The following is a 20,648-nucleotide window of genomic DNA, read 5'->3' on the forward strand; positions in this document are numbered from 1 at the left end:
AGCCATGTCACGACGTGGACCAGGGGTTCGCGAGATCGTCCTGCTCACCCTGGGCTGGGAGGACCTGCCCCGTGCGGTGTCGATCGAGGGAGCACCGCCGGAGGAACGGATGCGCGAGCCCGTGCCGGGCATCCTGCTGCGCACCGACGGCGGCTGGCTGCTGCTCGACACCGGCTTCAACACCGCGCTCCTGCACGATGCCGCGCTGCGCCGCCGCTTCCACGGCCGCCCGGCGTACCGGGCGATCCTCCCGGGGCCGGGGGAGCCGCTGGAGGAGGCGCTCGCCCACGCCGGCATCGAGATCTCCGAGGTGCGTGCGGTGGGGCTCAGCCACCTGCACCTGGACCACGCGGGCGGCCTGCGGCACTTCACCGGCGTGCCGGTGCACTGCCAGCGGCGCGAGCTGGAGCTCGGCCTCACCGCGGAGGCCGAGCGGCACGCTGTCTACCGGATCGACTTCGACGACCCGGCCCACGACTGGCGGCTCGCCGACGGGGACGTGGAGATCGCCCCCGGAGTCACGGCGGTCCTGACCGCCGGGCACACCCCGGGCCATCAGAGCTTCGTGGTCGATCTGGACGAGAGCGTCGGCGGTGGCGGCTTCGTCTTCGCGTTCGACGCCGCCGACCTCACGGAGAACATCGAGATGGAGGTCTCCATCGGTGGCCGCGTCGACGCGACGCCGGAGGAGTGCATCGAGCAGGTGCGGCGGCTGAAGGCCATCGCGGCCGAACGCGGCTACCCGCTGATCCCCGGCCATGACCCGGTTGCCTGGCCCGCCCTGACCGCGCAGCTGACCGAACGGTTCGGCCGCACACCGGCCCGGTAGCCCGGTGGGCGCTCACACCGTCGCCACCGGCGCGGCGTGCCGCCGCACCTCGGCCCGCACGAGCGTGAGGAACCGGTACCGGCCTCCGCCGACCGCTTCCAGGAGGTGCACGCCGACCAGCGCTTCAAGGATCCGGCGGGCCTCCGTGCCCTCGACGCCGAGCAGCGGCGCCACCGCGGGGACGTCCAGCAGGTCGTGGTCGCACAGCGCGATCCGCCGGCAGGCCCCGGCCAGCTCGGGGGCGAGCCTGCTCATCGCCCACTCGAACCGGGTGTTCGCGGCCCTGCGGTCCTCGTCGAACACCACCGGCGACGCGAAGTCCTCGCGGATCTGCCGGTGCACCTCGTGCACCGTCACGCGCGGCCTCGCGAGCAGCCGGGCGGCCGAGATCCGCACGGCGAGCGGCTGCGCCGAGCACTCGGCGACGATCCCCTCCGCGGCGCCGGGCTCCGCCCGCAGGCGCTCATGACCCGCGAGCCGTCCCATGAGCGTCAGCGCGTCCTCGTCGGCGAGTGGGCCCACTGCCACCGAACGCAGACCGGGAAGATCCATCAGGCGCCGCCAGCTCGTCACGATCACCGCGGAGGACGGCGCGCCGGGCAGCAGCGGCAGCACCTGTTCGCTGCTGTCGGCGTCGTCGAGGACCACCAGGATCCTGCGTTCGGTGAGCAGGGTGCGCCACAGCGCGCTGCGCTCGCCCACCGCGGCCGGCAGCCGATCCCGGCCGATCCCGAACGCCGCGAGGAACCCGGCGAGAATCTCACCCGGGTCGGCGGGTGGGCCGCCCGGCGTGCTCAGCGTCGCGAAGAGCTGCCCGTCGCGGAAGTGGTGGCGCACGGACCGCGCGACGTGCGTGGCCAGTGCGGTCTTGCCCATGCCGGTGAATCCGGTGATCCCGACCAGCGCCGGCCCGTCCGGGCACAGCAGGCGGTCGGTGATCCACGCGATCTCGGGGGAGCGCCCGACGAAGTCCGCCGTGTCCGCGGGCAGCTGCGCGGGCGTCGGCGTGACGACCGGCTCCGTGATCGGGGCCGTGGGCGGCCCGTCGCACGCGAGGATGCGGGCGTGCAGCTCGCGCAGGCCCGCGCCCGGCTCGAGACCGAGTTCGTCGCGCAGAAGCCGCCGGATGTCCCGGTAGGCCGCCAGCGCCTCGGCCCGCTGCCCGGACCGGTGCAACGCAAGGATCAGCAGCTCCCACAGCCGCTCGCGCAGTGGGTGCCGCGAGACGAGCGCGGTCAGCTCGGACACCGCCTCGACGTGGCAGCCGAGCTCGATCGACACCGCCAGCTCGTCCACCACCGCCGCTGCGCGCATCTGTTCCAGCTGCACGCGATGGGCGGTGGAGCCGGGTCCGACCGCGCCGCTGAGCGGTGTGCCCTGCCACAGCGCCAGGCCGGCCCGGAGCCCGGCCGCGGCGCTCGACGTGTCGCCGCTGCGGAGGGCTTCGCGCGCCTTGTGGAGGTGATGGCGGAAGAGGCCGACGTCCACCGCGAGCGGGTCCACCGCCAGCACGTAGCCGCCTCCGGAGGAGGTGATGAGGCCGGGACCGCCGCCGAGGATCCGCCGCAGCCGGTAGACGTACGTGCGGATCGTGCTCGCCGCTCCCCGGGGGACGTCGTCGCCCCACAGCTCGCGCGCGGCCTCGTCGACCGGCAGCGGCCGGCCCTCGCGCAGTAGCAGTACCGCGAGCATGGCCCGCTGCTGGCGGGACCCGAGATCGACCTCCAGGTCGCCCCGCCACGCCCGCACCTGGCCGAGCAGGGCGAATCTCAGTGCTGGGTCCACTGTCGTGTCCCTCCCCGTTCTCGCGCGACGCACCCGCCCCCCATCAGTGGTGCGCGCCACGCGGCCCCTCATCGGCACTACGGGCGGGGCGGGGACCTCTGTTCACCAGGCCCGCCCGAGGCGGGCGCGGTGACGGCGATGCCCCAGGTCGGCGGCCCGGAGCGCGGTCTGCTGTGCCGAGTGTCACGACGGTCCGGGCCGCGGATCGGGTCGTGCGCGGAGCTCAGACCGTCGAGCCGAGCCGCGGTGCGCTCTGCTTGCGGCGCAGGGCCCGCCGCAGTGTCTCCTCGCTGCCCAGGCCGCTGCGCCGTGCTGCGCCGGCGACGCTCTCGCCGGAGAGGATGAGCGCCGAGGCCGCCTCCACCCGTACGGAGGCGACGTACTCCGCGGGTGTGCAGCCGACCTCCTCCTTGAACCGGCGGCTCAGGTGCCGAACGCTCAGTCCGGCGTGCCGGGCGAGGGCGGAGAGGCTGTGGTCGGCGGCGGGATCGGCGGCGATGCGATCGCACAGGTCACGGAGCAGGCTGCGCCGCGGCCGGGCGGTACGGGCAGGCACCGACAGCTGCGGTTGTGCTCCGTGCCTGCGCATGAACAGGACGAGGTCCTGCGCGATCCGGTGGGCGAGGGCGTCACCCTCGTCCTCCTCCACGAGCGCGAGCGCGAGGTCGATCCCGGCGGACACGCCCGCGGAGGTGAGGACCCGGCCGTCGCGGACGTAGATCGACTCCTCGTCCACGGTGACGGTGGGGAAGCGGCGCGCGAGGGTCGCCGTGTGGCGCCAGTGTGTGGTGGCCCGCAGCCCGTTCAGCATCCCGACGCTGCCGAGGGCGAACGAGCCCGCGCAGATCGAGGTCACGCGCCGGGCGCCCGTGGCGAGTTGCCGGATCGCATCCAGCAACCCGGCAGGCGGCCCGGCCTCCACCAGGACCTCCCCGCCGGGCACCACGAGCGTGTCGACGGGACGGGCCGCGCGCGCCGGGCAGGTGACTCCGAGCCGCAGCCCGCCGGACGTGGTGACGTCCGCGCCGTCCGGCGAGCACACGGTGACGTCGTAGGGCGCTCCCATCGACCGGGCCACGTCGAACACCTCGAGCGGGCCGGTGACGTCGAGCAGCCGCACACCGTCGAAGACCAGGACGGCGACAGTTCGCCGCCGGTCGGCCGGGGTGATGGGCACGGCGAAAGCCTATGCGGGGATCGGTGACCTCCCGGCAGGCCGCGGCCAGATCTGAGGCATTCCTGGCCGTCGCGGCGACGACCGTTGCGGCCTTGTCACGTGCATGAAACGGCCGTTTCCGACGATCGCGTCGACGAGGAAAGGGGAGTGCGGATGTCGGGGAAGAATGCACTCGCATTGAGCATCGGGGTGCTCGGCGCCGTCGCGGTGCTGCTCACCGGTGCGGTCGTGCTTGTTCCGGTATGGGTGGTCTTCATCGCGTGGGCGTCGTTCTTCATCCTCGGTGGAGGCATGAACGGGCTCGTGCGCTCCGTCGTGAGCAACCTGACCGGGCTGGTGATCGCGGCGATCACCCTGATGGTCAGCCAGGGCCTCGGCATGGGCCTCGTGCTCACCGCCGTGGCGGTGGGGACGGGCAGCGCAGCCATGGTTCTGGTGTCGCGCGCATCGCTGCTCGGGGCGATCCCGGCGATCGTCTGGGGCTTCGCCTCCACGGTCGGCACCGTCGCCGTGACCGGACGCGGGGTCCTGACCGTCTCGATCGGAAACCCGGCGCTCATGGCCGCGGTGGCCCTCGTGCTCGGTGGCCTGTTCGGGATCGTGTCCGAGCGGGTGGCGCAGGTGCTCTCGGCGGAGCCGGCGAACCGGGCGGAGCCGTCACCGGAGATCTCCGGATGACGCAGCGCCAGGGCCCGGGATACGACGAGAAGAACCGACGTTCGTCGTGGCCGGATCTGCGCCGATCACGTCCGGCGAAAGCGACCTCGCGCTTCCTTGTGGCGTGAAACGATTCCCTCCGATGGGAATGCAGAAACGGAAATGGGGTGCATGTGAAGCTTCAGCACCAACTGGGCGGGCTCGAAGGTCTCGACGGTCCGCTCGACTTCGAGAAGCGGGTGTTCGTCCAGGAATGGGAGAAGCGGATATTCGGCATCCATGCCGCGATGATGGGGCTGTCCCGTTCGTTGCGCGACGCCCTGCCCGAGTACGACATCGACGCCGTTCCGACGGCGCTCGCCGGCACCTGGACCTGGGCAGATCTGCGCAGCGGCGCTGAGGCGATGAATCCGTTCGCCTACTTCCAGTACCGCTACTACGAGAAGTGGCTGGGCGGAATCACCGCCTACCTGCTCGACAAGGGATACCTCACACCCGAGGAGCTCGACGCCGCGACGAAGCGCTTCCGGGAGGATCCCGCCGCGCCGCTGCCGTCCGGTGAGAATCCCGCCGTCGACGACCAGGTCGTCCGGTATCTGCGCGAGGGCGACTCGCCGCGGCGCGGTCCGGCCGACCCGGCCTTCGCCGTGGGAGCCCACGTGACCGTCCGCAACCCGCCCGCTGTCGCCCACACCCGGTTGCCGGGATATCTGCGCGGGTGCAGCGGCACCGTGGAGCGGGTCTTCGAGGGCAGCTACCGCTACTTCCGATCCACCGGCCCCGACGGCCTCGGCGAGCCGATGGCGGTCTACATCGTCCGTTTCGATCCCGCGCACGTGTGGGGCACCGTCGCCGAGCCCACCGGGGGCCGGTTGTACGCCGAGCTCTACGAGACCTATCTCGCCCCCGCCGACCAGGAAGGACAGCAGTGACCGCGCAGTTCGGCTACCCGAGTGACCGCGAGGAGACCAGCGCGGCGCAGGTGCGTGCACTGGAGGCGCTCCTCATCGAGAAGGGCGTCATCACCAGCGGCACTGTCGACAAGGTGCTCGGCTACTTCGAGTCGGAGATGACCCCGCTCAACGGCCGGAAGATCGTCGCGCGGGCCTGGACCGACCCGGAGTTCGCCCGCAGGCTCGCCGCTGACACCCCCACCGCCGTCGCCGAGCTCGACCTGCCTGACGGCATGGCGGGTGCCGAGGGTGAGCACATCGCCGCCGTCGTCAACGAGCCGGGGATCCACAACCTCGTGATCTGCACGCTGTGCTCCTGCTTCCCCTGGCCGGTGCTCGGCTTGCCGCCGTACTGGTACAAGGACCCGGTCTTCCGGGCGCGCGCAGCCCGGGAACCACGCAAGGTGCTGACGGAGCTGGGCGTGGCACTGGACGACGACACCGAGGTGCGCGTGTGGGATTCCAGTGGCCACTCCCGCTGGTTCGTCGTACCGGAGCGGCCGGCCGGCACGGAGGGGATGTCCGAGGCCGAGCTCGCCGAACTGGTGACCACCGAGTCGATGATCGGCGTGGCGCTCGCCGACTCCCCGGCCGGGAGGTGAGCGGGATGACCGACGTGAGTCCGGTGAAGCTGCACCCGTCCTGTGTCACCGATGTCAACCAGCCCGTCTTCGACGAGGAATGGCAGCGGCGCGCCTTCGGCCTCGCGGTCGCGCTGTCGGAGTTCGGCCATTACCCGTGGGCCGACTTCCAGCAGGAGCTGATCACGAAGATCGGAGCGTGGGAGGACGCACCCACCGACGCCCGCGGCCGGTGGGAGTACTACGAGCACTGGGTGACCGCACTCGGCGCCGTGGTGCGTGAGCACGGCATCCTCGAGGACGGCTACGTCAACCCCGAGGACCGCGACTCCCACCCGTAGCAGGCCCGGCGCCGGGCACTTACCTGGCTCGGCGATCCCACGTGGTTCACACGGACACGGGCGGCCTTTCCCGGTTGACCGCGTCGAGCAGCAGCGTCGCGGCCACCCTCGTTCCGTCGGTGCGGATCGTGACGGCCACGGCGGTCGCTCGTGCGCGGGTCTCAGGGACCAGGGCCGTCTCGAGCGCGGCTGAGAGGGACTCGGCGGTCGGAGTCGGACCGTCGTGTGCCGAGCCGATGCCGAGGGCGGCCACCCGCCCGGCCCAGTACGGCTGGTCCGCCATCTGCGGCACCACCACCTGAGGCGCGCCGGCCCGGGCAGCGGTCGTCGTCGTGCCCGCGCCGCCGTGGTGCACGACGGCGGCCACCCGGCGGAACAGTGCCTGCTGGTTGACCTCGCCGACGGCGAAGCAGTCGTCCTGGTCGTCGATCAGGGCCAGGTCGGCCCAGCCGCGGGAGACGAGTACGCGGCGGCCCTGCGCGCGGACCGCCTCGATGACGGCCTGGGCGACGCCGTCCGAGTCGCGCATGGGCATGCTGCCGAAGCCCACGTACACCGGTGGTGCACCGGCGTCCAGGAACGCCTCCACACCGGCCGGGAGTGGGCGTTCGTCCGGTCGGATCCACGCGCCGGTCTGCACCACGTCGAGGTCCGCAGGCTCCAGCCACGGACCCAGGCTCGGATCCGCCGCCAGCCACGGCTGGTCGGTGAGGACGTGGTCCAGGACGTTGTCCACCGGCGGCAGGCCGATCGATGCCCGGTGCGTGTTGATCGCCTCGCCGAAGAGCCCGTTCACGTTCTCGCTGTTCAGATTCCACAGCGCCCGGTTGTCGGTCACCTCCGGTGGGAGCGGCCGGCCCGGCCACGCCTGCGGCGGGTGGTGCGGAGAAGGCAGGTAGGACGGAAAGAACGCCACCCACACGTAGGGGATGCCCAGCTTCTCGGCTACCGCCCGCGCGCCGGCCCCGGCCGGGACCAAGCCGGTCGCCACCACCGCATCGCATCCCTCGGCCGCCGCGGCGACCGCGTCGTACGTCGCGGCGACCAACGCGGCGGCGCGCTGGGACAGGCCCTCCGCCGGCAGCGGCGCCGTCCCGGTCACCGCCCCTGTCACCGTCGGGCGTACCGGCCGGCCGATCGGCACCAGCGGGACGCCGACACCGTCGAGCAGCTCCGCGAAGTCCGGCGGCGCGCACACCTGCGCCTCCGCGCCGAGTGCCCGCAACTGCACCGCGAGCCCCACCATCGGTTCGACGTCCCCGCGCGACCCGTACGCCACCAACAACACACGCATTTCGCAACTCGCATTTCCCTGGATTCTGGCTTCGGCGCGCGATTCTGCGGCACGACCAGGGTCTTGCCACAAGCCCCCCGGTGAGCTATACGTTGAAGTGGGAAGAGGCGGGCACTCCGTTTTCAATTCGTCGTCCGCTGTGGACGGACACCGACGCCGCGCCCACCGAAGCCGCTACCAGCGCCCACACGAGACGTGCACGAATTCGTTTCGCAACGGGCTCCCCGCCTGGTCGAGGCGGGGCACAGTCGGATTCAGGAATTCTCGGGTGAAGCTCGACGGGTCAGCGCGGCGCCACCGGGAGCACCACCCGCGACCGCCCGTCCACACCGATCGTCCGGTGCGACGGTCGCAGCGCGGTGCCGCTCTTCGCGGGCTCACCCGTGCCGAGGTTGCGCGCGAAGCGGGGGTGGGCGCCGCCTGCGACCAGCAGCCGGATGCGGTGCCCCGCCGCGAACCGATGAGCCATCGCGTCGAGGTTCACCCGCACCACCTGCCCCGCCGGATCCTGGCCGGCCGGATCTGGGGAGCCGAGCCGCACGAACCCGTCGGAGACGTTGCGGGACCGGCCCTTGGCGTCGACGTCGCAGATCCGCACGAACACGTCGGCGTGGGGGTTGTCGCTGGTGTGTGCGAGCTCGACGACCGGGCGGCCGACGACCTCCAGGTCCGTCTCGAGCACCGGCCCGGTGAAGGTGGCGACGTCGGGCCGGGCCTCGAGGGTGCGGTTGTCCTGCACCCCGTTCGCTCCGGTGAGGACCCGGCCGCCGAGGGCAGGCGTGGGGTGGCCGGGGTCGTAGGTGAACGTGGCCGCCGGCGCGCCCGGGGCAGGCTCATACGCTCCCAGCCCCCCGCCGGGCTGCAGGTACAGCGCCTGCTCGCCCGCGGGCGGCGGCCATTCCGGCAGGCCGCGCCACCCGCTGTCGGCGCCGCCGACGTGGATGCGGACGGGGGCGGGCCGGCGCCTGCCCGGGCGGCCGGCGAGGTGCTCGCCCAGCCAGTCCAGGGTTTCCCGGCCGATGGTGCCGCCTGCCTTGCCCATGAGGTCGGTGTGTGTCCACGAGCCGACGGTGAGGGCGACGTCGAGACCGCGGCGGTGCAGGTGCTCGTACCCGTCGAGGGTCTGGTCGAGGAACAGGTCCTGCCAGCCGCCGACGAGCAGCACCGGCACCTGCACCCGGTCCAGCGCCGCGTCGAGCCGCATGTTCGCCCAGAGCGGGTCGCTCGCCTCCGGCCGCGACGCCCACTCCCGGTACCAGGGCCCACGGCCGTTCAACAGCGCATCCCCGGCCGCGACGAGGGGCAGGTCGTGGAACGCGGGCCGCAGTCTGCGCCCCGCGGTCACGCCCCGCACGACTGCGGCCGGGAAGCCGGTGTCCTCCTGGTGGGCGACCATCTCGCTCCACCGGAAGAAGTCGCCGAGGGAGAACGCCCCTGCGCCGTACACCGCGCGGTGGAAGTCGTGCGGGCCCATGCTGATCACGGCCGTGCGGAGCTCGGGCGGCGGATCCATGAGCAGCGCCCACTGCGTGAACCCGAGGTAGGACGGTCCGAGCGTGGCGAGCCTGCCGTCGAACCAGGGTTGCTCGCGCAGCCAGCCCACCGTGTCGTGGCCGTCGGCGATCTCGTGCTGCATCGGGGCGAACGTGTCGCCCGAACCGAACGTGCCCCGGCAGCTCTGCAGGAGCACGTGGTAACCGCGCAGCGCGTACATGCGGGCGGAGAGCAGGGCGAAGAAGGAGCTCCGGCCGTACGGGCCGCGCACCAGCACCGTGCCGTTCCCCGGCGCCTCGGTAGGGGCGTAGTGATCGGCGACGAGCTCCACGCCGTCGCGCATCGGGACGCGCACGCCGCGGGTCACCGTGTAGCCCGTTTCCTCCGGCCGTCGCAGCAGTGCGGAGACGACCCGGTCGACGAACCGCGCGGCGCGCCCGGGTGGGCTCGTGACCGGGCTCGGCTGCGCTGTCGTCGTCATCGCTCTCCCCGTGGTGAACCGGTGATCCCGTCGCTGGGCCGGCGTCGTGTGTACCGCAGGAGAGCGGTGGCGGGCCAGCGGTCAACAAGGAGCCGACGGTCACCGCGAACAAGATCCTTACGGTGACGGTCGCAACAAATCGGGGTCGCCGTCACGAAACTGTGACCTCTCAGTGATCACTTAAACGATCCAGTGTGCTTGGCGCCACTCCATTGAGCGACATACGTTGTTCGTCGCAACATTTCCCCGCATCCGGCGGGGATCCCCGACGATGTGGAAGGACGACCATGCGCATCAGGAGAGCCGCGCTCGCGGCCGCGGGGCTGGGGCTCGCCCTCACGCTCGCAGCATGCGGCCAGAACGCCGCCGCCCCGTCGGCGCCCCCCTCGAGCTCCGCTCCGACCGGCGGGACGAAGGTCGGCGTGATCCTCCCGGAGACCGCCAGCTCCGCCCGGTGGGAAGGCTTCGACAAGCCGCTGCTCACCGCGGCGATGCAGGCGCAGGGGCTCGACGCCGACATCCAGAACGCGCAGGGCGACGAGCAGAAGTTCTCGACCCTCGCCGACGGCATGATCTCCAGCGGCGTGAAGGTGCTGGTCATCGCCTCGATCAGCAGCGAGTCCGGTGCCGCCGTGGCCGCGAAGGCCAAGGCGCAGGGCATCCCCGTGATCGACTACGACCGCCTCAACCTCGGCGGCACGAGCGACTACTACGTCTCGTTCGACAACACCAAGGTCGGCGAGCTGCAGGGCCAGGGTCTCGCCCAGGCGCTGAGCGGCAAGCAGGGCGCCCAGGTCATCGAGATCGAGGGTGCACCGACCGACAACAACGCCACGCTCTTCTACAACGGCCAGCAGAACGTGCTCAAGCCGATGTACGGCGACGGCGCCCTCAAGCTGGTGCAGTCGCAGCCCATCGACAACTGGGACAACCAGCAGGGCGGCACCACCTTCGAGCAGATCCTGACGAGCAACGGCGGCAAGGTCGACGGCGTGGTCGCGGCCAACGACGGTCTCGCCGGCGCGATCATCACCGTGCTCACCAAGTACGGCCTCAACGGCAAGGTGCCGGTGACCGGGCAGGACGCCACCCCCGACGGCCTGCAGGCCATCCTCCGCGGCGACCAGTACATGACGGTCTACAAGCCGATCGACCAGGAGGCCGAGGCCACGGCCAAGCTCGCCGCCGCACTCGCGAAGGGCGACACGGCCGCCGCCGACGCGATCGCCACCCAGACGGAGAAGGACCCGAAGGGCAACCGCGACGTGAAGTCGGTGCTGCTGACCCCGCAGCTCATCACCAAGGACAACGTGAAGTCCGTGGTCGACGCCGGAGCCGTCAAGGCCTCCGAGATCTGCGTCGCGGCCACCCAGGCCGCCTGCGACCAGCTCGGCATCAAGTAACCCTCGACCCCTCGTGGGCGGATACGAGTGGGGCCCCCTGACACTCGTATCCGCCCACGGGCACCGGAGGTGCCCGTATGACTGATCCGATCCTGCAGCTGCGCGGGGTGAACAAGAGCTTCGGCGCCGTCCAGGTGCTGCACGACGTCGACCTCACCGTCCGCGCCGGTGAGGTCACCGCGCTGGTCGGGGACAACGGTGCCGGCAAGTCGACGCTCGTGAAGTGCGTCGCCGGCATCCACCCGATCGACAGTGGCGAGGTGCTCTTCGAGGGCAGGCCGGTGACGCTCAACGCGCCCACCGACGCCTCGAAGCTCGGCATCGAGGTCGTCTACCAGGACCTCGCGCTGGCGGACAACCTCGACATCGTCCAGAACATGTTCCTCGGCCGGGAGCGCGGCAAGTCCTGGCTCCTCGACGAGGCCGACATGGAGCAGGCCGCCCGGCGCACCCTCGCGTCGCTCTCGGTCCGCACGGTGACCTCCGTGCGGATGCCGGTGGCGGCGTTGTCCGGCGGACAACGGCAGACCGTCGCCATCGCCAAGGCGGTGCTCTGGGACTCCAAGGTCGTGCTGCTCGACGAGCCCACGGCCGCGCTGGGCGTCGCCCAGACCCGTCAGGTGCTCGACCTCATCCGGCGACTCGCCGAGCAAGGCCTCGGCGTCGTGCTGATCAGCCACAACATGGCCGACGTCTTCGAGGTCTCCGACCGCATCGCCACCCTGTACCTGGGCCGGATGGTCGCCCAGGTGCCCACCAAGGACATCACCAACACGCAGGCCGTCGAGCTGATCACCGCGGGCCGTTCCGGGGATCTCGGCCTGCAGCGACCCGAGAGCGTGACGGTCTGATGACGGCACCCACCGAGGGCCCCGAGGCCCAGACGGACAAGGCTGCCCCGAGCAGCGGGACGAGCGCGGCCGAGCGGGCCGCGCCTGCCTCCTCGCGCGCGGCCGACTTCGGCATCGACACCACGGCGCGGAGCACGGGCGAGGCGATCCGTGGCTACCTGACCAACCTGCGCGGCGGTGACCTGGGCGCCCTGCCGGCCCTGCTCGGCCTGCTGGCGCTCTTCATCCTGTTCACGGTGCTCGCACCGGACACGTTCCCGAGCCTGCTGAACCTCGCCAACCTCCTCCAGCAGGGCGCCGGGCAGACGATCATCGCGATGGGCCTGGTGTTCGTCCTGCTCACCGGGGAGATCGACCTGGCGGCCGGCACGGCGTCCGGGCTCACCGCTGCGGTGATGGCGCTGCACCTCGTGAGCAACGGCAACCTGCTCGGCGCGATGGGCACGCCCGTCTTCCTGCTGTTCGCCGCGGTGATCGTCCTCGCGATCGTGCTGGCGGTGCTGCTGCGGATCTGGGCGGGCGCGGTGGCCTCCGCGGGAGCGCTGCTGCTCCTTCTCATCGGGTTCGCCCCGAACCCGTGGCTCGAGATGCTGCTCGCCGTGCTGGTCGGCGTCGTGATCGGCTGCCTCACCGGCTTCCTCGTCGCGAAGGTCGGCATGCCGTCGTTCGTCGTGACACTGGCGCTGTTCATCGCCTGGCAGGGCGTGATCCTGCAGCTCATCGGTGACGGCGGCACGCTCGGGCTGCGCGACCCGGTGATCAACGCGGTGGCCAACGGCAACCTCTCGACACTGGGGAGCTGGATTCTGTTCGTCGTGGCCGCCGGCGGTTACGCCGCGGTCATGCTCAACCGTCAGGTCTCCCGGCGCAGGCTCGGTCTCGTCGCTCAGCCGACGGGCCTCGTCCTGATCAAGACCGGCGCCGTGGTCGTTCTCGCCGCGGTGGCGACCTACCTGCTGACGGTGAACCGTTCGCCGGGCCAGCTGGTGATCTCGGGCGTGCCCTACGTGGTGCCGATCGTGCTCGTGCTGCTCGTCGCCGGTACCTACGTCCTCGACCGCACGCGCTTCGGCCGGCACGTCTACGCGGTCGGCGGCAACCGGGAGGCCGCGCGCCGCGCCGGTATCGACGTGGTCCGCATCCGTGCCGCCGTGTTCGTGATCTCCACGGCCTTCGCGGCCATCGGCGCGATCATCTACTCGTCGAAGGTCGGCTCGGTGTCGCCGAGTGCGGGTGGCGGCAACACGCTGCTGTTCGCGGTCGGTGGAGCCGTGATCGGCGGGACGTCGCTGTTCGGGGGTCGTGGCCGCCTGAGCAACGCGGTCATCGGTGGCGCGGTGCTTGCCACGGTGAACAACGGACTGGGTCTGCTCGGCCAGCCCGCGTCCGTCGTCTTCCTCGTCAACGGGATCGTGCTGCTCCTCGCGGCGGGCGTGGACGTGCTGTCGCGGCGGCGTTCGGCGGTCGCCACCAGGTGAACCGCACCTGGGGCGGCGACGGTGGCGGCGGTCCGTCCGCCGCCACCGCGGGCGCCCGGCCGGACGAGGCCAGGCGGCACAACCGCGCAGCGTTGCTGCGGCGCCTGCACGTCGACGGTCCGTGCACGCGAGCCACCCTCGCCAGCGAGCTCGGGCTCAACCGCAGCACGATCAAGGCGGTGGTCGACGGCCTCGCCGAGGCCGGTGTGGTCACCGAGGCCTTACCGGTGCAGCGCAACGGCGCCGGCCGTCCGTCGCTGATGGTGCTGCCCGAGCCGGAGGCCGCCGTGGTGCTGGCCGTGGACGTGCGGGTCGAGCAGGTGTCGATGTCGATGGTCGGCATCGGCGGACAGATGCTCGGGCGCCACAGCTGGAACCTGCACCACCGCACCCGCACGCCGGGCGAGGTGATCACCCACGTCGCCGAGTCGGCCCAACTGCTCTCCGAGGAGCTGGCCGTCACGGCACAGGGGGTGGGGGTGTCGGTGCCGGGTGTGGTGCGCAGTGACGACGGCTTCGTGCACGAGGCGCCCAACCTCGGCTGGCGTGACGTCGCACTGGGCCGCAGGCTCGGCGCGGTGCTGAAGGTCCCCGTGCAGGTGGCGAACGACGCCGAGCTCGGTGCACTCGCCGAGCACGTCCGAGGGGACGCACGTGACGTCGACGACCTGGTCTACATCTCCGCCGACAAGGGTGTGGGCGGCGGCGTGATCTCCGCGGGCCGTCCCCTGCGCGGCACGCGCGGCTATGTCGGCGAGATCGGGCACCTCGTGGTCCGGCCCGGCGGGCGGCCCTGCTACTGCGGGTCCCGCGGATGCTGGGAGACGGAGGTGGGGGAGGCGGCGCTGTGCCGGGCGCTCGGGCTCCCCGAGGACGCCCCGCGCGGCGTGGTGGTGGCCGAGCTCCGGTCGCTGGAGGGCGCCGCGCAGCCCGGCAGGCTCGACGACTTCGCGACATGGCTCGCCACGGGACTCATCACCGTGGTGAACATGATGGCTCCCGAGCTGGTGGTGCTCGGCGACCTGTTCACCGCCCTGCCCCCGGCGGTGGTCGCGACGGTCCGGACGATGGTGCACGAGCGCAGCCTCGTGAGCCGGGCGGTGGGAGGCACGCGGATCGAGACGAGCCCCCTCGGCCGTGACGCGAAGCTGGTCGGCGCCGCCGAACTGGCCTTCGAACCGGTGCTCGTGGCGGTCTGAGTGGACGCGCAACCGGCCACGGCCGACCGCCGTGCTCGTGCGGCGGTTCGGCAGCCGATGGACACGGCCGGGTTGCCGAGGTCGTTCAGGCCGTTCGATGTGCCGGCGGCGAATCCTGGTCCGCGGCGGGCTTCTCCGCAATAGGTTCCTTACGGCCGAGGCCGACCAGGGTCAGCACCGCGGAAACGATGATCGAGATGGCGATGCTGAGGAAGCCCGCCCCCATCATTTTCTCCTGCCACGGTTTTCCGGAGTGGCCTTCCGACGTGATCGGATTCGCCGCGGCGGTGCCCAGTGCTGCGCCGAGAGTGGTGAAGAACCAGTTGCCGTACGTGCCGTAGAGAGCCGACCCGCGGGCAGCCTGCTCGGCTCGTCGCGGCAGTCTGACGTAGCCCCAGATGGCTCCGAGCGCGATCAGGAAGGTTCCGTTCACCACCCCCTCCAGATGCGCGGACACTCCCATGCGCATGTTCTTGAAGCGCCGCTCGAGCAGGCCGGTCACCAGTCCGATGAGAAAGAGGAACATGCCGTGCCACATCATTCGCCGGTCGCCGGATCGCATGCGGGTCTCCTATCCGAATAGAGCTGGTTCGCTGTGGTCGACTGATGCTCGATCAAGAAAATGGATGGTTACCTGGCTTGGCGCCGTGTGCCTTGACGCCCGGCTCGGTGTTTCCGATATTGCGCGGCACATCGACGTCGAGCTGGTCGGCGAGCGTTTTCTGATCATGGCGGAGATACCTCGATCACGAGCGGAGACAGTGAGCCCGCATTGATCCCGACGATGTCCTGCGGGCACGCGGAGACCACGACGAGGCAGTCCATCACGGCCTCGAGAGTGATCGAGTCACCCGGGGCCGTCGCTGCTGCGAGCCACTGCAGCCGCCCGTCCTGCTGCACGGGGATCCGCATGAAGACGTTGATCGGTTGCGGCGTGGGCCCGGAGTAGCCGTGCTCGACGGCGGCGAGCGCCTCCCGCAGATTCTCCGCGCACGAGCGGTGCCCGGTGGCGCCGAGCGCTGCGTACCGCTCGGGATCGCAGGCGGCGATCAGCATGTCGTGGAAACCGGGTGAGGTGTCCTCGACGAGGGTGAGGATCGGCCGGCGCCGTTGCGTCATGAAATGTTCGCCGATGGCCGGGAAGAGTCGGCTCGTCGCTGCGCGGGTGTGTGACGCGCTGTGGTGCTCGACGTCGGTGAATGCGAAGACATCACCCACCTGCCCGCCCTGCGGGTCGATCAGGCGCACGCGGTCGCCCGCGGTGACACGTACGGCTCGGCCGGTTCCCGCGGGGACCTCGACGACGGAGGTTTCTCCTGATACCTGCACAACTGCCATTCCATCGCGAGGTGCAGGCCGCGTCGAGGGGACGAACCGGCAGGCACCGGGCCTCGGATGGGTCGTCGCCACAGCTGGAGAGCTATCGGGACGAACCACGCGGGACGGACGTCGTGTGCGTCGGCCCTTGCCGGCCGCGTATCATCCCGGGGACCCGCGGGAGCCCACGATCCGAGGCTGAGAGGGCGGCAGGACCGGCCGCCGACCGTTCGAACCTGACCCGGTTAATGCCGGCGTAGGGAGGAACCTCGTGATCGGCGTACGTTCGCACCGGATCTCCGTCGTCCTGGCCGCAGTGCTCCTGCTCGTGCTGGCCGGGTGCGCAGGCGGCGGTGCCGGGAGCGCTGGTGGGGCCGGTGGCGAGCAGACGATCAGGGTCGCCCTGGACTGGACGCCCAACACCAACCACACCGGCCTCTACGTGGCGCAGCAGGAGGGCTGGTTCCGCGACGCCGGGCTGGACGTGCAGTTCCTCCCGTACAACAACACCTCGCCCGACACGCTCGTCTCGTCGGGAGCGGCCGACTTCGGCATCAGCTTCCAGGACTCGTTCACCTTCTCGAAGGCGGCGGGCGCGGACATCACCTCCGTGATGGCGGTGCTGCAGCACTGGGCCACGCGGATCGCGGTGAAGGCCGACCGCGCCGACATCACCTCGCCGAAGGACCTCGACGGCAAGACCTACGGCGGGTTCGGCGGGCCGGGGGAGGAGCCCAAGATGCAGGCCGTCATCCGCGACGCCGGGGGCAAGGGCGACTTCACGACGGTGGTCCTCGGCACCTCCGCGTACGAGGCGCTCTACGCCGGGCAGGTCGACTTCACCGAGCCGTTCATGGCCTGGGAGGGCATCGAGGCCGAGCTGCACGGCCAGCCGCTGAAGACCTTCGCCTACACCGACTACGGCTTCCCCGACGCCTACAACGTGCTGCTGATCGGCAACAGCCCCTGGCTGCAGGCACATCCCGACCTGGCCGCGAAGTTCGTGCAGGCGGCGCAGCGGGGTTACCAGCTCGGCGCGGACGACCCGGCCAGGGCCGCCCAGCTGCTGATGGACGCCAACCCCGGCGTCTTCACGGAGCCGGAGCTCGTCATGCGCAGCCAGCAGATGCTCGCCGACCAGTACCTTCGTGACGGCTCCGGCAAGGTGGGCGAGCAGACGCTGGACGAGTGGTCGGGCTTCTCGGGGTGGGTCTTCGACTCCGGGGTGCTCACCGGGCCGGACGGGAAGCCGCTCACCCAGCGGCCGGACTTCTCGACCTGGTTCACCAACCAGTACCTGGCGAAGCCATGAGCGCACCACGCACGGGTGGACGGCGCACGGTCTCGGCCGTCGTGCCGTCGCTCGTCCTCGTCGCGCTCGGGCTCATCGCCTGGCAGTGGTACGTCACGGCCGCCGGCGTCCGGCCGCAGGTGCTGCCGTCGCCGCTGCGCGTGGCCACGCAGGGCTGGGCGTTCCGCGAGCAGCTGTGGGAGAACACGCTGCCGACGCTGCAGGTCACGGCGGTCGGGTTCGGGGTGTCGCTGGCGGTGGGCTGGGCACTGGCGATCGCCGTGGACTTCTCCCCGTGGTTGCGACGGGCGTTCACGCCGCTCCTCGTGGCGTCCCAGACGCTGCCGATCATCGCGATCGCGCCGCTGCTGATCATCTGGTTCGGGTTCGGCCTGTTGCCGAAGGTACTGGTGATCGCGCTCGTGACGTTCTTCCCGATCGCCGTCGGGCTGATCGAGGGGTTCTCCGCCACCGACCGGCAGGCCACCAACCTGCTGCGCAGCATGGGGGCGTCGCGCTGGAAGCAGTTCCGCTACGTGCGCCTGCCCGGGGCGATGCCGTCGTTCTTCACGGCGCTGCGGATCGGCATCACGTACGCCGTGACCGGAGCGATCTTCGCCGAGTACGTGGGTGCGACCGCGGGGCTCGGGATCTTCATGAGCCTGCAGAAGAACTCGTTCCGCACGGATCTCGTGCTCGCGGCGGTGGTGGTGACGGCGCTGTTGTCCGTAGGGCTGTTCGTTCTCACCTACCTCGTGCAACGGCTCGTGATCCCGTGGCACGGGAAGGAGCGTCGTCGTGCCTGAGGGCGGCCACGAGACCAAGCTGGTGCTCGACGATCTCCGGAAGGCCTACCCGGGGCTCCCCGTGCTCGGCGGGGTGACCTTCGACGTGGCGCCCGGTGAGTTCGTCTCCGTGATCGGGCCGAGCGGCTGCGGCAAGTCCACGCTGTTCAATGTGATCGCCGGCCTGGAACGCCCCGACTCCGGCCGGGTCCTCGTCGACGGCGAGGACGCCACCGGTCGCGTCGACCCCTTCGCGTACATGCCCCAGCAGGATCTGCTCTTCCCGTGGCGGACCGTCCTGGACAACACGACGCTGGGCCTGGAGGTGGCCGGGATGTCCCGACGGGCCGCTAGGGAGCGGGCCCGGCCGCTCTTCGCCGAGTTCGGGCTGTCCGGGTTCGAGTCGGCCCACCCGTACGAGCTGTCCGGCGGGATGCGGCAGCGGGCCGCGTTGCTGCGCACGGTGGTGCAGGACCGTGCGGTGCTGCTGCTCGACGAGCCGTTCGGCGCGCTGGACTCACTCACCCGCACCGACATGCAGACCTGGCTCGACGACGTGCGCACCCGGTTCGGCTGGACGGTGCTGCTGATCACCCACGACATCCGGGAGGCGGTGTTCCTCTCCGACCGGGTGCTGGTGCTCGGGCCGCGGCCCACGCACGTGCGGCGCGAGGTGAACGTCGGCCTGCCCCGGCCGCGCGAGATCGGGCTGATCACCTCCCCGCAGTTCGCGGCGATCGAGGAGGAGTTGCTCACGGTGCTGCGGAACGGTTCCCGGTGACCGCGCTCGCGGCCACGTGAGTGCTCGTAGCATGCATCTGTGCGACTGACCCGCAGCGCCCGCAAGCACGGGATAGCCGCCGATGACATCCGCCAGGTGCTCGCCGCGCCACTGCGCACGGTCGTGCAGGGAGACGTCGAGCTGCGCATCGGGCTGACGGCGGGCCGCGACCTGATCGAGGTGGTCGTGGCCCCGGGCGATCCGGTCATCGTGCTGCACGCCATGCGGCTTCGTCCGGCGAACTACCGCTTCCTCCGGTGGCCCGGCGAGACGGCGTAGCAGCTCGAACTACAGTCGTGAACATGTCCGCTCGCAGTTCCCGCGCCGACGTGCTGGCCGCCGTTCCCACACTCGTCGACGAGGCGGGTGAGCTCGACAGGGAGGCCAACCGGGCGCTGCTGACGGGGCTCGTGGACCGCCTCGACGGGGTGTTCGTCGCCGGCACCACCGGCGAGTTCCCGGCACTGCACCGCGCCGAGCGGCGCGACCTGCTCGAGATCGCGCTCGACGTCTTCGGCCCGGACCGCGTGGTGGCCCACATCGGGACGGCTGCCACCCGTGACGCCGTCACGCTCGCCCGCGACGCCGTCGCAGCCGGGGCTCGGCGCCTCGCCGCGATCACGCCCTACTACCTGCCCGTCGACGCCGGCACGGTCACGCGGCACTTCGCCGCGATCACCGAGGCCTGCGGGGACGCCGTGGTGTACGGCTACCTCTTTCCGGACCGCACCGGCGTCCCGGCCGACGCGGATCAGTTCGCGCGCACGGCAGCCGAGAGCGGGCTCGCCGGGGCCAAGCTCAGCGGCGCGGCGGCCGGCCTACTGGCCGAGTTCGTGGCTGCCCTTCCAGCGGGTGCACTGCTCTGGTCCGGCGACGACGCCGCTCTCGCCTCCGTCGTCCGGGTCGGCGGCCGGGGTGTCGTCTCGGCCGCTGCGGCCGCTTTCCCGGAGCCGTTCACCGCCCTCGCCGACGCCGTGGCGCGCGGCGACGCCGAGGCCGAGCGCACGGCCCAGGCCGAGGTCGACGAGGTGACTGCCGCACTCGGCACCGTGCAGGGGACCAAGCACGCGCTCGCCGGGCTGGGGCTCGGCACCGGCGTGATGCGGATGCCGGCACCGCTGGTCGGCGCCGAGGAGCGGGAGCGGATCGACCGCCTGGTGGCCCGCGCTCAGGCACCGGTGGCCTGACGCCGCGTCAGCCCACCAGCACCACGATCAACGTGCGGGGGCCGTGGACGCCCTCCACGCGTTGCAGCTCGATGTCGCTGGTGGCCGACGGTCCGCTGATGAACGTGATCGGACGGGTCGGCTGCAGTGCCGCCAGCATCTCCGGGACGGTCTGCACCACCTGGCCGGCGCGCACCACGCAGACGTGCACGTCCGGCACGAGGGTCAGCGCCCGGCGTCCCTGGTCTGGTGAGCCGTCCAGGGCGATCGTGCCGGTGGTGGCGCACGCGGCCGCGCAGGCGGTGACCACGGCGGCATGTTCGTCGAGGTCGGCGGGGGAGAGGACGCCCACGCCGGCGGAGCCGTCGATGACGCCGGCGGGCACCCAGTCGTCGGGCAGTCCGGGCGGGACCACGACGGGGCCGGTCACCTCGGCCAGAGCGACGCCGATCGCGGCCGGGACGCCGTCGGCGGGTGCGTCGATCACCGTGGCGCGGTAGTCGACGAGCCGGTCGCGGAACAGCGCGAGCAGCTCGGGCGCGCCGGGTGTGTGCCCGCCGCTGCGGTGGTAGTCGCGGGGGATCTCGGGCGGCGCCGGGTGGCCCGCCTCGCGGTTGGCCTCGCGGATGCGGGCCAGCACGTCCTCGCGGGCACTCACGAGTCCTCCTCGCTGGCGCTCGTCGGCCGCGTTCGCGGCACTGCTGTGTCCGATGGTGAGCTCGCAAGCTCGCTCACGAGTCCTCCTCGCCGGCGCTCGTCGGCCGCGTTCGCGGCACTGCTGTGTC

Annotated in this window: 21 protein-coding genes and 1 riboswitch; of the genes, 14 read left to right on the plus strand and 7 right to left on the minus strand. The window is 71.6% G+C overall.

Annotated features, from left to right (window positions below; all coding sequences use genetic code 11):
• Window positions 1–4: 4 nt before the first annotated feature.
• Window positions 5–829, plus strand: coding sequence for an N-acyl homoserine lactonase family protein (locus ACQPZQ_RS13250; protein WP_433295452.1), 825 nt, complete (start codon window positions 5–7; stop codon window positions 827–829).
• Between the two features lie 12 nt (window positions 830–841).
• On the opposite strand, the gene ACQPZQ_RS13255 is transcribed toward ACQPZQ_RS13250, so the two are convergent.
• Both ACQPZQ_RS13255 and ACQPZQ_RS13260 read right to left on the minus strand, forming a co-directional pair.
• Window positions 842–2,614, minus strand: coding sequence for a BTAD domain-containing putative transcriptional regulator (locus ACQPZQ_RS13255; RefSeq protein WP_433295454.1), 1,773 nt, complete (start codon window positions 2,612–2,614; stop codon window positions 842–844).
• A 223-nt stretch (window positions 2,615–2,837) separates the two neighbouring features.
• The gene (locus ACQPZQ_RS13260) at window positions 2,838–3,791 is read right to left on the minus strand and encodes a GlxA family transcriptional regulator (RefSeq protein WP_433295456.1); all 954 of its coding nucleotides are present in this window, start codon (window positions 3,789–3,791) and stop codon (window positions 2,838–2,840) included.
• Between the two features lie 153 nt (window positions 3,792–3,944).
• Between ACQPZQ_RS13260 and ACQPZQ_RS13265 the strand changes: the two genes are divergently transcribed.
• The 4 genes from ACQPZQ_RS13265 to ACQPZQ_RS13280 all read left to right on the plus strand — a co-directional run bounded on the left by ACQPZQ_RS13265 (window position 3,945) and on the right by ACQPZQ_RS13280 (window position 6,323).
• Window positions 3,945–4,469, plus strand: a complete 525-nt coding sequence (locus tag ACQPZQ_RS13265; protein ID WP_433295458.1) for a DUF1097 domain-containing protein — start codon at window positions 3,945–3,947, stop codon at window positions 4,467–4,469.
• Between the two features lie 146 nt (window positions 4,470–4,615).
• The gene (gene nthB / locus ACQPZQ_RS13270) at window positions 4,616–5,380 is read left to right on the plus strand and encodes a nitrile hydratase subunit beta (protein WP_433295460.1); all 765 of its coding nucleotides are present in this window, start codon (window positions 4,616–4,618) and stop codon (window positions 5,378–5,380) included.
• Window positions 5,377–6,003, plus strand: coding sequence for a nitrile hydratase subunit alpha (nthA, locus tag ACQPZQ_RS13275; protein WP_433295462.1), 627 nt, complete (start codon window positions 5,377–5,379; stop codon window positions 6,001–6,003). Before nthB ends, nthA begins: the two co-directional genes overlap by 4 nt.
• Before the next feature lie 5 nt (window positions 6,004–6,008).
• Window positions 6,009–6,323: a nitrile hydratase accessory protein gene (locus tag ACQPZQ_RS13280; protein WP_433295464.1), complete on the plus strand. Its 315-nt coding sequence runs from the start codon at window positions 6,009–6,011 to the stop codon at window positions 6,321–6,323.
• A gap of 46 nt (window positions 6,324–6,369) precedes the next feature.
• On the opposite strand, the gene ACQPZQ_RS13285 is transcribed toward ACQPZQ_RS13280, so the two are convergent.
• A complete protein-coding gene (locus ACQPZQ_RS13285) occupies window positions 6,370–7,617 on the minus strand; it encodes a glycosyltransferase (RefSeq protein WP_433295466.1) in 1,248 nt (415 codons plus the stop codon).
• Between the two features lie 283 nt (window positions 7,618–7,900).
• Window positions 7,901–9,592 (minus strand): CocE/NonD family hydrolase, encoded by a 1,692-nt coding sequence (locus tag ACQPZQ_RS13290; protein ID WP_433295468.1) that lies wholly within the window; start codon window positions 9,590–9,592, stop codon window positions 7,901–7,903.
• Between the two features lie 287 nt (window positions 9,593–9,879).
• Here ACQPZQ_RS13290 and ACQPZQ_RS13295 point away from each other — a divergent pair, with 287 nt between their 5' ends.
• The 4 genes from ACQPZQ_RS13295 to ACQPZQ_RS13310 all read left to right on the plus strand — a co-directional run bounded on the left by ACQPZQ_RS13295 (window position 9,880) and on the right by ACQPZQ_RS13310 (window position 14,523).
• The gene (locus ACQPZQ_RS13295) at window positions 9,880–10,995 is read left to right on the plus strand and encodes a sugar ABC transporter substrate-binding protein (protein ID WP_433295470.1); all 1,116 of its coding nucleotides are present in this window, start codon (window positions 9,880–9,882) and stop codon (window positions 10,993–10,995) included.
• Between the two features lie 77 nt (window positions 10,996–11,072).
• Window positions 11,073–11,846: an ATP-binding cassette domain-containing protein gene (locus ACQPZQ_RS13300; RefSeq protein ID WP_241039348.1), complete on the plus strand. Its 774-nt coding sequence runs from the start codon at window positions 11,073–11,075 to the stop codon at window positions 11,844–11,846.
• Window positions 11,846–13,324 (plus strand): sugar ABC transporter permease, encoded by a 1,479-nt coding sequence (locus ACQPZQ_RS13305; RefSeq protein WP_433295473.1) that lies wholly within the window; start codon window positions 11,846–11,848, stop codon window positions 13,322–13,324. The genes ACQPZQ_RS13300 and ACQPZQ_RS13305 overlap by 1 nt, the downstream gene beginning before the upstream one ends.
• Complete coding sequence (locus ACQPZQ_RS13310; RefSeq protein ID WP_433295475.1) at window positions 13,321–14,523, plus strand: ROK family protein; 1,203 nt, start codon at window positions 13,321–13,323, stop codon at window positions 14,521–14,523. Before ACQPZQ_RS13305 ends, ACQPZQ_RS13310 begins: the two co-directional genes overlap by 4 nt.
• 85 nt (window positions 14,524–14,608) lie before the next feature.
• On the opposite strand, the gene ACQPZQ_RS13315 is transcribed toward ACQPZQ_RS13310, so the two are convergent.
• Both ACQPZQ_RS13315 and ACQPZQ_RS13320 read right to left on the minus strand, forming a co-directional pair.
• Entirely contained in the window at window positions 14,609–15,085 is a 477-nt protein-coding gene (locus tag ACQPZQ_RS13315; protein WP_433295477.1) for a hypothetical protein, read from the minus strand.
• Between the two features lie 164 nt (window positions 15,086–15,249).
• Window positions 15,250–15,852 carry a DUF1989 domain-containing protein gene (locus ACQPZQ_RS13320; RefSeq protein WP_433295479.1) on the minus strand — a complete coding sequence of 201 codons (603 nt, stop codon included), beginning with the start codon at window positions 15,850–15,852 and terminating at the stop codon, window positions 15,250–15,252.
• A 155-nt stretch (window positions 15,853–16,007) separates the two neighbouring features.
• Window positions 16,008–16,120, plus strand: a riboswitch (TPP riboswitch).
• Here ACQPZQ_RS13320 and ACQPZQ_RS13325 point away from each other — a divergent pair.
• The 5 genes from ACQPZQ_RS13325 to ACQPZQ_RS13345 all read left to right on the plus strand — a co-directional run bounded on the left by ACQPZQ_RS13325 (window position 16,112) and on the right by ACQPZQ_RS13345 (window position 19,884).
• A complete protein-coding gene (locus ACQPZQ_RS13325; protein WP_433295481.1) occupies window positions 16,112–17,152 on the plus strand; it encodes an ABC transporter substrate-binding protein in 1,041 nt (346 codons plus the stop codon). It overlaps the preceding riboswitch by 9 nt.
• Window positions 17,149–17,937 (plus strand): ABC transporter permease, encoded by a 789-nt coding sequence (locus tag ACQPZQ_RS13330; protein ID WP_433295483.1) that lies wholly within the window; start codon window positions 17,149–17,151, stop codon window positions 17,935–17,937. Before ACQPZQ_RS13325 ends, ACQPZQ_RS13330 begins: the two co-directional genes overlap by 4 nt.
• Window positions 17,930–18,697 carry an ABC transporter ATP-binding protein gene (locus ACQPZQ_RS13335; protein WP_433295485.1) on the plus strand — a complete coding sequence of 256 codons (768 nt, stop codon included), beginning with the start codon at window positions 17,930–17,932 and terminating at the stop codon, window positions 18,695–18,697. Before ACQPZQ_RS13330 ends, ACQPZQ_RS13335 begins: the two co-directional genes overlap by 8 nt.
• A 39-nt stretch (window positions 18,698–18,736) precedes the next feature.
• Window positions 18,737–18,976 carry a hypothetical protein gene (locus ACQPZQ_RS13340; RefSeq protein WP_433295487.1) on the plus strand — a complete coding sequence of 80 codons (240 nt, stop codon included), beginning with the start codon at window positions 18,737–18,739 and terminating at the stop codon, window positions 18,974–18,976.
• A gap of 23 nt (window positions 18,977–18,999) precedes the next feature.
• On the plus strand, window positions 19,000–19,884 hold the full coding sequence (locus ACQPZQ_RS13345) for a dihydrodipicolinate synthase family protein (RefSeq protein WP_433295489.1): 885 nt from the start codon (window positions 19,000–19,002) through the stop codon (window positions 19,882–19,884).
• A 7-nt stretch (window positions 19,885–19,891) separates the two neighbouring features.
• Here ACQPZQ_RS13345 and ACQPZQ_RS13350 read toward each other — a convergent pair whose 3' ends face one another.
• Entirely contained in the window at window positions 19,892–20,521 is a 630-nt protein-coding gene (locus ACQPZQ_RS13350; RefSeq protein WP_433295491.1) for a LutC/YkgG family protein, read from the minus strand.
• Window positions 20,522–20,648 lie beyond the last annotated feature (127 nt).

The sequence above is a fragment of the Pseudonocardia sp. CA-142604 genome, from assembly GCF_050948475.1.
GTDB lineage: Bacteria > Actinomycetota > Actinomycetes > Mycobacteriales > Pseudonocardiaceae > Pseudonocardia > Pseudonocardia alaniniphila.